Here is a 13,859-nt window from a genome sequence, read left to right as displayed (position 1 = left end):
GAAACGGCTGGGAGGCCATGGCGGTGCCACGGCCTTATCTCTTCTTGCCGAAGTCCACCGTCACGACGTTCGATCCATCCTCGGTCGTAACCTCGGGACGGTCGTTGTCGGCCTCGTCATGCGGCTCGGGCTGGGTTTCGTCGTCGTCGCTGACCTGGAACTGCAGCCCGAAATCGACCGACGGGTCGACGAAGGCGGTGATCGCGGCATAAGGAATGGTCAGGATCGACGGCGTCTGGTTGAACGACAGGCCGACGCTGAAATGATCATCCTCGACCTTCAGGTCCCAGAAGCGGTTCTGCAGCACGATCGTCATTTCGTCGGGAAATTTGGCGATCAGATGCGCCGGGATATCGACCCCGACGGCCTGCGTCTTGAAGGTGATATAGAAATGATGTTCGCCGGGCAGGCTGTCATAGCCGACGATCTGGCTAAGCACGCGGCCGACCACGGCGCGCAGCGCATCCTGCACGATTTCGTCATAGGGAATCAGGCTGTCGCGTACATCGTCACTCATGGGGCGAGGGGATGAACGCGCGCCGCGTGCGGGTCAAGGGGGGAGAGCGGCCTTGCAACGCGAAAAGTCGCTGCTATGGGGCATCCCATGCGAACCGCCACCGTCCAGCGCACGACCAAGGAAACGGATATCGCGATCGCCGTCAATCTCGACGGAACGGGCGAATATTCGGTGTCCACCGGCATCGGTTTCCTCGACCATATGGTCGAGCAATTGTCGCGCCATTCGTTGATCGACATTTCGATGGCCGTGAAGGGCGACCTTCATATCGACCAGCATCACACGGTCGAGGACAGCGCGCTCGCGCTCGGCGAGGCCGTGGCAAAGGCGCTCGGCGACAAGCGCGGTATCGCGCGTTACGGCGAGGCGCATGCGCCGATGGACGAAACGCTGACGCGCTGCGTGCTCGACATTTCGGGGCGCCCGCACTGCGTCTACAAGTCCAGCTTCTCGCAGCCCCGGCTTGGCGAGATGGACACCGAGATGTTCCCGCACTGGTTCCACAGCTTCGCGCAGACCGCCGGCATCACGCTGCACATCGAAATGCTCTATGGCGAGAACAACCATCATATCGCCGAAAGCATGTACAAGGCGCTTGCGCGCGCACTGCGGCAGGCGGTCGAAATCGATCCGCGCAAGGGTGACGCCATCCCGTCGACCAAGGGGGTCCTCTAGGGCTGTCCGATGAGTGTTGTTGCCCTGATCGACTATGGCGCGGGCAATCTTCGCTCGGTGCATAATGCGCTCGTCGCGGCGGGCGCGGAGAATGTCGCCGTCACCGCCGATCCCGATGTGGTTGCTAAGGCCGACCGGATTGTGCTGCCGGGCGTGGGCGCGTTCGCCGCCTGCATGAACGGGCTGTCGGCGATCGACGGGCTGGTGAGTGCGATGGAGCAGCGCGTGCGCCGCGAGGGCGCGCCCTTCCTAGGCATCTGCGTGGGTATGCAGTTGCTCGCCGACACGGGCGAGGAGCACGGTACGCACAAGGGGCTCGGCTGGATCGGCGGGACGGTGCGCCGTTTCGAAGAAGGCTTCGGATATCGCTTTCCGCATATGGGCTGGAATGACGTTGTCCCATTCGACGGGAAATCGGGAAAACTGGCGGTCGAGGAACAGACCAGCGAATGCCATCCGATCCTTGCGCTGGGCGAAGCGTATTTTCTTCATGGCTATTATTTCGAAGCGGCCCAGCGGAGCGAGATATTGGCCATGAGCGACCATAGCGTGATGTTCGCCGCGGCGGTGGGCCGCGACAACATCCTCGGCGTCCAGTTCCACCCCGAAAAGAGCCAGGCCTATGGCCTCGCGACCCTGGAAAGATTTCTCGCATGGCAGCCCTGACCATCTTCCCCGCGATCGACCTCAAGGGCGGGCAGGTGGTGCGGCTCGCCGAGGGGGATATGACGCGCGCGACCGTTTATGGTGACGATCCCGCGGCGCAGGCGCGGCTGTTCGCCGACGCGGGCGCCTCGCACCTTCACGTGGTCGATCTCGATGGCGCCTTTGCGGGCGCGAGCGTCAATGGCGCAGCGGTCGAGAGCATTATCGCGGCCTTTCCGGGCAAGGTTCAGGTCGGCGGCGGGATTCGCGGCCGCGCTGGCGTGGACCGTTGGCTGGCGCTCGGCGTCGAGCGGGTTATCATCGGCACCGCAGCGCTGAAAGACCCCGAATTCGTGAAATCCGCCGCGCGCGACCTGCCTGGCCGGATCGTCGTCGGGGTCGATGCCCGCGACGGCATGGTCGCGACCGAAGGGTGGGCCGATGTCTCCGACGTTCGCGTCGAGGATCTCGCGCGGCGCTTCGAGGATGCCGGCGTCGCGGCGCTGCTGTTCACGGACGTCGGCCGCGACGGGCTACTCAAGGGCTGTAATGTCGAGGCGACGGTGGCGCTCGCGCAGGCGGTCGCCATTCCCGTGATCGCATCTGGCGGCGTCGCCGACCTGGGCGACATCCATGCGCTGCGCCCACATGTCGCAAACGGCATCGAAGGCGTCATCACCGGCCGTGCACTCTACGACGGCCGGCTCGATCTCGCCGAAGCGATTGCGGCAGGGGCGGCATGACGGTCCGCGTCCGCGTCATTCCCTGCCTCGACGTCGCCGACGGTCGGGTCGTCAAGGGCGTGAACTTCGTCGACCTGCGCGATGCGGGCGATCCCGTCGAAGTCGCACGCGTCTATGACGCCGCGGGCGCCGACGAGCTCTGCTTCCTCGACATCAGCGCCAGCCATCAGGGGCGCGGCACCTTGCTCGAGATGGTGAGCCGTACCGCCGAAGTCTGCTTCATGCCGCTCACCGTCGGCGGGGGGGTGCGCAGCGCCGACGATGCGCGCGCGCTGCTGCTCGCGGGTGCCGACAAGGTTGCGGTGAACAGCGCTGCGGTCGCGCGCCCAGAACTTGTCGCCGATATCGCCGACCGTTTCGGCAGCCAGTGCGCGGTCGGCAGCATCGACGCGCGCCGCGTCGAGGATGGCCGCTGGGAAATTTTCACCCACGGCGGCCGCAAGCCGACCGGGATCAACGCACTTGAACATGCCGTTCGTCTCGCCGAACTCGGCGCGGGCGAATTGCTCGTCACCTCGATGGACCGCGACGGCACGAAAGATGGTTACGACCTGACGCTCACCCGCGCGATCGCCGATGCGGTCAGCGTTCCGGTGATCGCGAGCGGCGGGGTCGGCAACCTCGATCATCTGGTCGCCGGCGTGATCGAGGGCGGTGCGAGCGCGGTGCTTGCCGCAAGCATCTTTCATTTTGGCGAAGCAACCGTTGCCGAGGCGCATGCGCGGCTCGCAGCCGCGGGATTACCTGTTCGCGCGCATTAATTTTCGCCGAAGGGTGGTCATGCCGGGAGGGGGCTGCAATAGGGCCCCATGACATCGAAACTCCGCCTCGCCGACCGTACCAACGACATCTTTCCGATCCTCGGTTTCGTCGCCGCGATGGCGAGCCTCGCGATGCCGCTCAACGCCTGGCTGGTCGCGATCATCCTCGCAGGGGCGGTCGTTGCGGCGGTGCACCATGCCGAGGTCATCGCGCACCGCGTCGGCGAGCCGTTCGGTACGCTCATTCTTGCGCTTGCGGTAACGGTGATCGAGGTCGGGCTGATCCTGACGCTGATGCAGGCCGAACCTGAAAAGGCGCTGACGCTGGCGCGCGACACGGTGTTTGCGGCCGTGATGGTGATTCTGAACCTGTTGATGGGCCTCTGCCTGCTCGCTGGCAGTATCCGCCATCATGAACAGCGCTTCCAGCGTACGGGGATCGGCGCGGCGCTCGCGACGCTGACTGTACTCACCATCGTCACGCTCGTGCTCCCCAATTTCACGTCGAGCGTACCGGGGCCTTTCTATTCGGCGACCCAGCTCGGTTTCGTCGCGGTGGTGTCGCTGATCCTCTATGCGACCTTCGCGCTGGTCCAGACGGTGCGGCACCGCGATTATTTTCTGCCCGATGGCGACGAGCATGACGAGCCCGATGCCCACGCCACGCCGCCGAGTGTGCAGCGCACCACGATTTCGGGCGCATTGCTGCTCGCGAGCCTCGTCGCGGTCGTCCTGCTCGCCAAAAACCTGTCGCCCGTCATGGGCGCGCTACTCGCCGACTGGGGCGCGCCGCCGGCGGTGCTCGGCGTGTTGATCGCGGCGCTGATCCTCGCGCCCGAAGGCCTCGCCGCCGTGCGCGCGGCAAAGGCCGACCGGCTCCAGACCAGCCTGAATCTCGCGCTGGGCTCGGCGCTTGCGACGATCGGCCTCACGATTCCGGCTGTGGCGATCCTGTCAATTGTCGCCGACATGCCGATCAGCCTTGGCCTCGATGCAAAATCGACCGTGCTGCTCTTCCTGTCGCTGATCGTATCGGTGCAGACGCTCGCGAACGGGCGCACGACCGTGCTGCAGGGCGTGATCCACCTGATGCTATTCGCAATCTATCTGTTCACGACCTTTGTTCCCTAGGTCTTGCGGACGAACACCGTTCCCGCCGAATAGCCCGCGCCGAACGAGCAGATCAGTCCGGTGTCGCCTGCGACCATGTCTTCATGGTGGAGATGGAAGGCGATGATCGACCCGGCGCTCGAAGTATTGCCATAGGTGTCGAGCACCGTCGGGCTCTCGTCGTCGCTTGCCTCATGCCCCAGCACGCGCTGCGCGATCAGGCGGTTCATGTTGGTGTTCGCCTGATGCAGCCACAGCCGGCGCATGTCGCTGCCTTCAAGGTTCAATATTTCCATTTGCTCGACGATCAGGTTGGCAACCCACGGCACGACTTCCTTGAACACCTTGCGGCCTTCTTGGACGAACAGCTTGTCGCTCTTCGGTCCTGACTGGTCGATCCCGCCCTGGCCGCGGTTGAGGAAACCGAAGTTGTTGCGGATGTTGTTCGAGAATTGCGTTTTGAGCTTGGTGCCGAGAATGTCCCAATGGCCCGCGGGGGCAATGGCCTTGTCCTCGACGAGGATCGCGGTCGCGACGTCGCCGAAGATGAAATGGCTGTCGCGGTCGCGCCAGTTGAGATGCCCCGAGCAAATCTCGGGATTCACGACGAGCACGCTTTTCGCATGGCCGGCGCGGATATAGTCGGCGGCGGTCTGGATGCCGAAGGTCGCCGACGAGCAGGCGACGTTCATGTCGAAGCCGAACCCCTCGATGCCGAGCGCGTCCTGAATCTCGACCGCCATCGCCGGATAGGGGCGCTGCATGTTCGACGCGGCGCACAGGACGGCGTCGACGTCGCCTGCCTCGCGACCGGCGCGTGCGAGCGCGTCCTTCGCCGCCGCGACGCCGATTTCGGCGAGGATCGACAGTTCGTCGTTGCTGCGTTCGGCGATCCGCGGCGCCATATGTTCAGGGTCGAGGATGCCTGCCTTGTCGACCACGAAGCGCGATCCGATACCGCTGGCCTTTTCGATAAATTCGACGCTCGATTCAGCGAGTTCTGCTATATCGCCGGCCGCAATCGCCTCTGCATTTTTTCTGTTGTGCATCGCAACATACCGGTTAAAACTCGCGACAAGTTCTTCGTTGGAGATGCGTTCGGCGGGGGTGAAAAGGCCGGTTGCGGAAAGGACCGGCTGCGGTGTGTGCGGCATGATGGCTCTCGTGTGTCTTATCGTTTCAAGACACGTTGATTAGGCCCGGTCGCCGCGCCGCGCAACGCCCACAAACGGCTGAACGATCGCCGACATCATGGTTAACCTGCCACTAACCATTTGAATGGCAGACTGTCCAATGCAGGCCTCCGGGGGGATGGCTCCCCGGGTGCCGAGCGGGAGCATGACCATGGCGACGCGTTCAGGACCGGCCGCAGGCGACTTGTCCCTCTCTGAAATCAGGGAATTCGCGGGCTTTCCCGCGGCGACCCAGCGTTATATCCGTCGCTCGCTCGACATCGGGCTCGAACGCGATGACGCGATCGCGCGCTGGTCGCGAGACATGGTCGAGGAAACCGCGATCCGCGTTCAGGCGCGCGTATACCAGCGGCTCGGCGACATCCGCGAACATATCCCCGACGACAGCGGTCTCGACGCGCTCGAACATTTCATGGCGCCGCTGATCGCGGTGTCGGCATTCGACCTCGGGCAGGACCGGCTGCACGCCTTTGCGCCTTATCGCTTCCTCTACGAGCGCCTGCTCGGTGCGCATGTACGGCCGTGGCTGCCCGGTGCCTTTTGCGCCGCAGCGTCGCTGCCGCACCTTCATCCCGACAAGCGCAAGGCGCTGTTGCAGTCGATCAGCGAAGCAGCCGCGACGGCGCCCGGCTGGTCGGCGCGCGAGCCGAGTTTCTATCCCGAATGGGTCGACAAGATCGACGAGACCCGGCCGGCTAACTAGCTTCTGTTTGGCGGGTAAAAGTCAGATCAACGCACGATAGAGGCCAAAGGCGCTGGTCGCGGTCAGCACGACGCCGACCATCACGAGCATAACCTTGGGCGAGAAGCGTTTGGCCATCATCGCGCCGAGCGGGGCCGCCGCCACACCGCCGATGATCAGGCCGAGCGTCGGGCCCAATATCTCGTTGATGCCGAGGTTCGCGATGAAAGCGATCGAGACTGCGACGGCGAGGAAGAATTCGACGCTGTTGACCGTGCCGACCACCTTGCGCGGTTCGCCGCCCTGGACGAGCAGGTTCGAGGTCACGACGGGGCCCCAGCCGCCGCCGCCCGCGGCATCGAGAAAGCCGCCGACGACCGCGAGGGGCGCGACGATCTTGGGCTTTGCGATTTTGGGAGGATAGAGAAGACCGCGAACAAGCAGCCACACGCCGATCAGCACCAGATAGCCAAGAACGAAGGGCTTTACGACGTCGGCATGCAGCGACGAGAGGACATAGGCGCCGAGCACGCCGCCGATCACGCCAGGTATGAGCAGCCGGAAAAACAGCGGCCAGTCGATGTTCCGGTGGAACAGATGGCTCAGCCCCGATGCGCCGGTCGTGAAGATTTCCACAACATGGATACGCGCCGACGCGGTTGCCGGTGGCACGCCCAGAACGGCCACGAGCAACGTGTTACAGATGACGCCGAACGCCATGCCGAGCGCGCCGTCGACCAGCTGCGCGGCAAAACCGATGAGGATGAACGGCAGGAGCGCGGTAAAATCGATAGCCGCAAGATCAATCATGTTTCATCCCAACCCTTTTGATTGACAACCTGCTGCCGGGATTCACCGCGACGCGCCAGCCCAATTTTTCTGCTCGCGGCAAAGGGATTTGTTTCTGCGTCCAGCCGAACCCGCGGAAAACAGGTCAGCCCGTGACGTCGTCGGGCAGATAATCGCGGACATAATCGATGAACGCGCGCAGCTTGGGCATTACCTGCTTGCGGCTGGGATAATAGAGAAAGAGGCCTGACGTCGCCGATGCATAGTCGGCAAGGACCAGTTCGAGATCGCCCGACGCGACCAGCGACTTCGCCATCGGTTCGGCCATCATGCCCATCGCGACTCCCGATCGCATCGCGACGATTGCCGCGATCCAGTCGTTGACGATCACCGGCCCGGTGACGGCGACGTCGAATTCGCGATTTCCCTTTTCGAACGTCCACGGCATCAGCGCGCCGGTCGAGAGGCGGAAACGGATGCAGCGGTGGTCGCGCAACTCTTCGGGCGTTTCGGGGCGCCCGTGGCGGTCCAGATAGGCCGGCGACGCAGCGGCGACGAAGCGGAAGGGGCCGGTCAGGCGAACCGCGATGACATCGGCATCGAGAGATTCGCCCATCCGGACCCCGGCGTCGAAGCCGCCCGCGCTGAGGTCGGAGAGGGCGTCGTCGGCATAGATTTCCAGTTCGATCTCCGGATAGGTTTCGCAGAAACCCGCGATGATCGGCTCGAACAAGGGCTGGACTGCGCCGCGCATCAGGTTGACTCGCAGGCGTCCGGCGGGCCGGTTGCCGAGATTGCGCGCCGCTTCATAGGCATCGGTGAGGCCCGAATAGGCGGGGGCTGCGCGCTCGAGAAACATTTCGCCCGCCTGCGTCAGTCCGACGCTGCGTGTCGTGCGCATGAACAGCGGCGCGCCGACGCGTGCTTCGAGCGCCTTCACGGTCTGGCTGATCGCTGAGGGGGAGACGCCGAGGTCGGCGGCGGCGGCGGAAAAGCTCCGCCTTTCCGCGACGCGCAGGAAAGCTTCGATCCCGTCGAGCGCCCCATGGGGGATTGTTAAATCCTGCTTCAAGGCACTTGCAGATTATAGAGGATTATCTAAGTGCGCAAGCGCACCTATAAAGGTTGCACAACGAAACGAAAGGAACCTCTCCCATGGCCTATCAGCTCTCCTCATTCCGCCGCTTTCCTGCGGCATTTGCAATCGTCGCCGCCTCGGCGCTCGCGTTCACCGGCCTGATGGCCACGGCAACCCCGGCCTACGCCCAGTCGGGTAGCGATTATCGCTGCTCGGGCCTCGCCGAACAGGCGCATGTCGCCGCGAGCGGCGCCGAAGGCGGCAAGCAGACGAGCGCCAAGCGCTTCGTTTCGACCGGCAAGAAGCTGTGCGAAGCGGGCAACGAACGCGCCGCCGCCAAGCAGTTCCGCGCCGCGCTGAAGATCGCCGGCGTCGCCGAAGTCGAAACCGAAAGCCGAATGGCTTCGCGCTAAGACAAACTGACACCTGATCTCCGGACCGTCCTCTCCCTCTCCCCGACGGATCCACATAACTGGGGCGGCACCTGAAAGGGCCGCCCCTCTTATTTATCGCGATGCGGGTTCTACGCCGCCATCTCGACAATCCCGGCTCCGATCACGGTCACCGCCTCGTGCAGTTTTGCCGCGATGATCGCGGCTTGTGCGTCGCCGAGGCCGTCGACGGCCACCTCGATGCACATACGCCCGTGTTCGACCTGCATTCGCATCGCCGACGGCATGATCGCGCGCTGCGCGAAAAAGCCGGTAACGCGGGGAAGCGAGTGAGGGTCGAGGATCGCGTCGATCCGGAACCGATGCATGGGCGGGCCCCGACTAAGCCGCGACCCGTTCGGCGCCCGCGATGACCTCTTCGGCCATTTCGTCGGCGACGATCGCAGGCGAGCGCCCCTCGCGTGCGGCTCGTTCGAGCAGTGCGGCGACGCGTGGGCCGATCGCGGCGACGCGACTTTCGACGTCCGCCTCGTCTTCACCGAGATATTCGGCCGAAACGCTGATGATGCCGCCCGCGTTGACGACATAGTCGGGTGCATAGGCGATACCGTGATCGAGCAGCAGCGCTGCGACCTCGGGGCTCGCGAGCTGGTTGTTCGCCGCGCCGCAGACGAGTTTCGCCTTCAGTTTTCCGACACTGTCGCGATCGAGCGCGCCGCCCAGCGCGCACGGTGCGAAAATATCGGCCTCAACCGACGCGATCGCATCGACCTCGACCACCTCGGCGCCGAGCACGGCTTTCAGCCGGTCGCGCCGCGCCGGGCTGGGGTCGGCGATCACGAGACGCGCGCCTGCGTCGGCGAGGCGGCGGCAAAGGTCGGCACCGACATTGCCTGTCCCCTGGACCGCTACCGTCAGCCCGGCGAGATCGCGGCCCAAGGCGAATTCGGCGGCGACCCGCATCGATTCGAACACGCCTTTCGCGGTCCACGGCGACGGGTCGCCGCCGGCACGGCCCTCCGCCGACGGCAGGCCGGCGACATGACGCGAGACGCTCGCGACCTCCTGCATATCCTCGACCGACGTGCCGACATCTTCGGCCGTGACATAAAGCCCGCCGAGGCCCTCGACGGCACGCCCGAACGCGCGGAATAACGCCACCCGGTCGAATTCGCCCTCGGGGCGCCGCAGCACCGCCTTCGCGCCACCGAACGGCAGCCCGGCGAGGGCGTTCTTGTAGCTCATCCCCTCGGCCAGCCGCATCGCATCGCCCAGCGCGTGGCGCATGTCGGGATAGGACCACAGGCGGCAGCCGCCGGCGCCCGGGCCGAGCGCCGTCGAGTGAATCGCAATGAAGCCGTCGAGCCCCGCTTCGAGGTCATAGAGGCGCACGCATTCGAGCGGCGGGGCCAGGCGGGCAAGGCGGACGACCATAAACTCACTCCTTTGGACAGGAGAGAATGATCGCATCGAACCCGGGGACAATCTTGTTCGCAATTCGGGTTTGCAGTGCTGTTTGAGGATTATGTATTCTGGATTTTTGCCATATGAGGATGAAATGACCGACATTGATCCATTCGAGATGAAAATTCTCCGCGAACTGCAGCGCGATGCGAATCAAACGACGGCCGAGATAGCCGAACGTGTGGGCTTGTCGGTGTCGCCCTGCTGGCGGCGGATCGACCGACTCGAACGCGAGGGTTTCATCCGCAAGCGCGTTGCGATCATCGACCGGCGCAAGGTGGGGCTCAACGCGCATGTCTTCGCGCAGGTGAAGCTCAACGCCCATGGCCGCGCCAATCTCGACGAATTCAGCGAAGCAATTCGCGGCTTTCCCGAAGTTCTCGACGCCTACGTCCTGATGGGGACGACCGATTTCATGCTGCGGATCGTCGCGAAGGACATCGACGCCTATGAGCGTTTCTTTTTCGACCAGCTGAGCAAATTGCCGGGGGTACAGGAAATCAACTCGACCGTCGCCTTGTCGGAAATCAAGGCGACGACCGAATTGCCGCTCGGGTGAGCGAGGTGCTGGCGGCCGGACAGGCGCAGCTAGACTAAAGGATGATTCCCGTCACCCCGTCAGTCGCCGAAACTGGGGCCGCCAGACAGGCGAATCCTCTCGCCCAAGACATGGAGGCACGGACATGAGCTTCATCAAAACCGCCGACGGAACCGAAATCTTCTACAAGGACTGGGGTCCCAAGACCGCGACGCCGATCGTTTTCCATCACGGCTGGCCGCTTTCGGGCGACGACTGGGACAACCAGATGATGTTCTTCCTCGAAAAGGGATATCGCGTCATCGCGCACGACCGGCGAGGCCATGGTCGCTCTACCCAGACTTGGACGGGCAACGAGATGGACACCTATGCCTCCGACGTGATCGAGCTCGCCGATGCGCTCGACCTCAAGGGCGCGATCCACGTCGGGCATTCGACCGGTGGCGGCGAAGTCGTCCATTATGTGGCGCGCGCCAGACCGGGCCGGGTTGCCAAAGCCGTGATCATCGGTGCGGTGCCGCCGGTGATGGTGAAATCCGACGCCAATCCGGGCGGGTTGCCGATCGAGGTTTTCGACGGCCTGCGCGCATCGCAGAACGCCAACCGGTCGCAATTCTTCCACGACCTTGCCGCGGGCCCCTTCTATGGCTTCAACCGGCCGGGGGCGCAGATTTCGGAGGCGACGATCGACAATTGGTGGCGTCAGGGCATGATGGGCGGTGCGAAAGCGCATTATGACTGCATCAAGGCCTTTTCCGAGACCGATTTCACCGACGACCTGAAGGCGATCGATGTGCCGGTGCTCGTGATGCACGGCACCGACGACCAGATCGTGCCCTATGCCGATTCGGCGCCGCTTTCGGTCAAGCTGCTCAGGAACGGTACGCTCAAAAGCTATGAAGGCCTGCCGCACGGTATGTGCACGACCCATCCCGAGGTTATCAATCCCGACCTGCTTGCATTTATCGAGAGTTGATTTACGCGCGGCGGGGACGCCATTGGTGATCCCCGCCGCATTTGCGCCGTTAAACAGCGTACCGGATTATCGGCATGCCGCGATCAACGCCGCCGGACGCCGTAATCGATTCTGATCCGGACCCAGGCGCCCACCATGGATTGCCCCCCGAGACGCGGCGGCCGCACCCTGAACTGCCAGGCTGCGGCGAGCACCGCGCGATTGATCTGCGATCCATTCGGATATTCGTCGAGCGCGACGCAATCCTCGACCCGGTAATCCGGCACCGTGCGGCAGGCAATCAGCCCCCAGCCGGGCCCGCTGGCGGTGGACAAATAGCCGCGCAGTTCGCCATCGCTCGGCTCGCGATACCAGGCGGCCGCGTAGAGCGGCTCGCCATTGGGAGCCGTTCCAACGCGCTCGGTGTCGCGAGAGGATGATGACGTGCGGCTATTGTCGGGCGGTCCGTAAACCTGCCCGCCCGGTGGGCGGGGCGGGCTCTTGGGACTGGCCGGCGACGGCTGAGGATCTCCGCGTGCGGGTATGGTTGGCGGGGGCATCGGTTCAGCGGGTCGCTCGGGCGTCGGTTCGGCCGGTTCGGACGGCCGCGGTTCCTCTGCGGTTGGCGGCGGCTGCTTGGCCTGCTCCTGTTTCCGGCTGTCCGGTTCGGGCGCTTTTTCTGAAGTCCTGGTGGCCTCGAGGCTCACCACGCTGATGTGCTCTTCCTTGTTGCCGGGCGGCTTTTCGGAGCCCCAGGAGAGCAGCATGAGCAGCATGAGCCCCGCGATCAGCACGGCCAGGCTTATGGCAAGCGTGCGGCGCCCCACTCCGATGTTGAGCTGTTCGACGTAGGGAGTGGCTGGAACAGGGCTCAGCTTAAGCAATCTTTGGTGGCGGCGTCCGCTGGTCAAGGTGCCCGGGGCTACTTGCGCGGGGGATAGTGGGGCGCCGGAACTTTGACAAGTGCGCTCGGTCGTTACCGGGTTCGGGTATGCGCCGTCGCTGGGCAATCCCGTTCGCGATCGAGCGGCGAGCAGCAGCGACCTGCGTCGATCTAAACGTCCTGACCGGGAAGGCTCAGCGAGAATTTGCTTCCCTGAGTCATTCGATCCGCCGTCAGGCTTCCGCCGTGTGCGGCGGCGATTTGCCGGGCAATGGCGAGGCCGATGCCCGCGCCGTTGGTTTTGGTCGTGTAGAACGGGAGAAAAATATCTTCCGCTTCGTCCCCGAGCCCCACGCCATTGTCTTCGACCGCGAATCGAAGGATGCCGGCGCTGACCTCGTAACTGAGATCCACTGCGGGCTGCGTGCATTCGCTGGCTGCCTCCACAGCATTTTTGAGCAGGTTCACCAGTGCCTGTTCGATCAGTTCGCGGTCGATCAAGGCGGTGATGCCCGACGATTCGGTGCGCACCCGAACATCGACCCGTGGATCGAAGCCGCGCCCGATCGCGGCCATATCCTCGGCGAATTCCGCCAGATCGACCGGCGCCTGTGCGGGCTCGGGAATCGCGAGCCATTGCCGGTAGCGTTCGACGAAGCCCATCAAATGTTGTGCGCGCCTCGCTATGGTCGCCGCGGCCGCTGCGGTCTCGCGGCGATCGGGATCGGCAGAGGGGGCGTGCGCGAGTGCCACCAGACTTTCGGCGAGCGAGATCACCGGGCTCAGCGAATTCATCATCTCGTGCGCGAGCACGCGGCTCAGCCGATGCCAGGCGTCGGCCTCGACCGCGCCGAGCCCTTCGGACACGGTTTGCACCGCGATCAGCCGCCGCTGCGATCCATCCGCCAGAGAGAAGAGCGAGACCGACGCGTGTGCGATACGGCCATCGGCGAGGCGAAGCATCCGGCCCGCCACGGGGCCATGCGCGAGCAGCGCGGCGGCGTCGCTGGAAGCGAAGGCCGGATGATCGGCGAAGCGCATGGGCGCTGTCGATGCCAGCGCCCTCGCGGCGCGATTATAGCGGAGGAGACGGCCGGCGATGTCGGTCACGAACAATGCGGCCGGAACGGTGTCGAGAAGCGCCCCGTCAGCCTCGCTTTTCGCGGCGTGCCGCGTTTCGCGCACGTGCATTGCTTCGAGCGCGCGCGACATTGCGGCGTCGAGGTCGGCAAAGGCAGCCGGAGGCGATGCGGGGCGATCGGCGACGCCACCCGCAAGCTGGTCGACGAATTCGCGCATCGCACCTTCGGCGCGGCGCGCGGCGCGAACGAGCGCGATCAAGGTTGCCGCCGCGAGCATCCATGCAATCAGCCCGAGGACCGGCCTGCCCGAAAGGGCAAGTGCGCCGCCGCCGGCCGCAAGGAGCCCCGCGAC

Annotated in this window: 17 protein-coding genes; 9 read left to right on the top strand and 8 right to left on the bottom strand. The window is 64.6% G+C overall.

Going from position 1 to position 13,859, the window contains the following annotated elements:
- Window positions 1-34: 34 nt before the first annotated feature.
- Window positions 35-517 carry an SspB family protein gene (locus VN047_RS08480; protein ID WP_037516578.1) on the bottom strand — a complete coding sequence of 161 codons (483 nt, stop codon included), beginning with the start codon at window positions 515-517 and terminating at the stop codon, window positions 35-37.
- An 87-nt stretch (window positions 518-604) separates the two neighbouring features.
- Between VN047_RS08480 and hisB the strand changes: the two genes are divergently transcribed.
- Genes hisB through VN047_RS08455 form a run of 5 tightly spaced genes read left to right on the top strand, consistent with a single transcriptional unit; the run spans window position 605 to window position 4,472 of the window.
- The gene (hisB, locus tag VN047_RS08475; protein ID WP_325541697.1) at window positions 605-1,192 is read left to right on the top strand and encodes an imidazoleglycerol-phosphate dehydratase HisB; all 588 of its coding nucleotides are present in this window, start codon (window positions 605-607) and stop codon (window positions 1,190-1,192) included.
- Window positions 1,193-1,201: 9 nt separating this feature from the next.
- On the top strand, window positions 1,202-1,858 hold the full coding sequence (gene hisH / locus VN047_RS08470) for an imidazole glycerol phosphate synthase subunit HisH (RefSeq protein WP_325541695.1): 657 nt from the start codon (window positions 1,202-1,204) through the stop codon (window positions 1,856-1,858).
- A complete protein-coding gene (gene hisA, locus VN047_RS08465; RefSeq protein ID WP_325541693.1) occupies window positions 1,846-2,580 on the top strand; it encodes a 1-(5-phosphoribosyl)-5-[(5-phosphoribosylamino)methylideneamino]imidazole-4-carboxamide isomerase in 735 nt (244 codons plus the stop codon). Before hisH ends, hisA begins: the two co-directional genes overlap by 13 nt.
- Window positions 2,577-3,341, top strand: coding sequence for an imidazole glycerol phosphate synthase subunit HisF (gene hisF / locus VN047_RS08460; RefSeq protein WP_325541691.1), 765 nt, complete (start codon window positions 2,577-2,579; stop codon window positions 3,339-3,341). The genes hisA and hisF overlap by 4 nt, the downstream gene beginning before the upstream one ends.
- A gap of 48 nt (window positions 3,342-3,389) precedes the next feature.
- A complete protein-coding gene (locus tag VN047_RS08455; RefSeq protein ID WP_325541689.1) occupies window positions 3,390-4,472 on the top strand; it encodes an ionic transporter y4hA in 1,083 nt (360 codons plus the stop codon).
- On the opposite strand, the gene VN047_RS08450 is transcribed toward VN047_RS08455, so the two are convergent.
- Window positions 4,469-5,605, bottom strand: a complete 1,137-nt coding sequence (locus VN047_RS08450) for a beta-ketoacyl-ACP synthase III (RefSeq protein ID WP_325541687.1) — start codon at window positions 5,603-5,605, stop codon at window positions 4,469-4,471. The two genes, VN047_RS08455 and VN047_RS08450, sit on opposite strands and share 4 nt — an antisense overlap.
- A 190-nt stretch (window positions 5,606-5,795) precedes the next feature.
- Here VN047_RS08450 and VN047_RS08445 point away from each other — a divergent pair, with 190 nt between their 5' ends.
- Complete coding sequence (locus tag VN047_RS08445; RefSeq protein WP_325541685.1) at window positions 5,796-6,347, top strand: hypothetical protein; 552 nt, start codon at window positions 5,796-5,798, stop codon at window positions 6,345-6,347.
- A gap of 21 nt (window positions 6,348-6,368) precedes the next feature.
- Here VN047_RS08445 and VN047_RS08440 read toward each other — a convergent pair whose 3' ends face one another.
- Both VN047_RS08440 and VN047_RS08435 read right to left on the bottom strand, forming a co-directional pair.
- Window positions 6,369-7,136 carry a sulfite exporter TauE/SafE family protein gene (locus tag VN047_RS08440; protein ID WP_325541683.1) on the bottom strand — a complete coding sequence of 256 codons (768 nt, stop codon included), beginning with the start codon at window positions 7,134-7,136 and terminating at the stop codon, window positions 6,369-6,371.
- Between the two features lie 124 nt (window positions 7,137-7,260).
- A complete protein-coding gene (locus VN047_RS08435; protein WP_325541681.1) occupies window positions 7,261-8,187 on the bottom strand; it encodes a LysR family transcriptional regulator in 927 nt (308 codons plus the stop codon).
- Window positions 8,188-8,270: 83 nt separating this feature from the next.
- On the opposite strand from VN047_RS08435, the gene VN047_RS08430 reads away from it, so the two are divergent.
- The gene (locus VN047_RS08430; RefSeq protein ID WP_325541679.1) at window positions 8,271-8,606 is read left to right on the top strand and encodes a hypothetical protein; all 336 of its coding nucleotides are present in this window, start codon (window positions 8,271-8,273) and stop codon (window positions 8,604-8,606) included.
- Window positions 8,607-8,716: 110 nt separating this feature from the next.
- Here VN047_RS08430 and VN047_RS08425 read toward each other — a convergent pair whose 3' ends face one another.
- Window positions 8,717-8,953 (bottom strand): hypothetical protein, encoded by a 237-nt coding sequence (locus VN047_RS08425; RefSeq protein WP_325541677.1) that lies wholly within the window; start codon window positions 8,951-8,953, stop codon window positions 8,717-8,719.
- Between the two features lie 13 nt (window positions 8,954-8,966).
- Window positions 8,967-10,019 carry a Leu/Phe/Val dehydrogenase gene (locus VN047_RS08420; RefSeq protein ID WP_325541676.1) on the bottom strand — a complete coding sequence of 351 codons (1,053 nt, stop codon included), beginning with the start codon at window positions 10,017-10,019 and terminating at the stop codon, window positions 8,967-8,969.
- Between the two features lie 124 nt (window positions 10,020-10,143).
- Between VN047_RS08420 and VN047_RS08415 the strand changes: the two genes are divergently transcribed.
- A complete protein-coding gene (locus VN047_RS08415) occupies window positions 10,144-10,608 on the top strand; it encodes an Lrp/AsnC family transcriptional regulator (RefSeq protein WP_325541675.1) in 465 nt (154 codons plus the stop codon).
- A 124-nt stretch (window positions 10,609-10,732) separates the two neighbouring features.
- Complete coding sequence (locus VN047_RS08410; protein ID WP_325541673.1) at window positions 10,733-11,563, top strand: alpha/beta hydrolase; 831 nt, start codon at window positions 10,733-10,735, stop codon at window positions 11,561-11,563.
- An 83-nt stretch (window positions 11,564-11,646) separates the two neighbouring features.
- On the opposite strand, the gene VN047_RS08405 is transcribed toward VN047_RS08410, so the two are convergent.
- Window positions 11,647-12,453, bottom strand: a complete 807-nt coding sequence (locus VN047_RS08405; RefSeq protein ID WP_325541671.1) for a hypothetical protein — start codon at window positions 12,451-12,453, stop codon at window positions 11,647-11,649.
- 143 nt (window positions 12,454-12,596) lie between these two features.
- A partial coding sequence (locus tag VN047_RS08400) for a sensor histidine kinase (protein WP_325541669.1) occupies window positions 12,597-13,859 on the bottom strand: 1,263 nt, incomplete at its 5' end.

The sequence above is a fragment of the Sphingopyxis sp. genome (genome assembly GCF_035565275.1).
Classification (GTDB): domain Bacteria; phylum Pseudomonadota; class Alphaproteobacteria; order Sphingomonadales; family Sphingomonadaceae; genus Sphingopyxis.
This window is presented reverse-complemented; position numbering and strand designations above follow the sequence as displayed.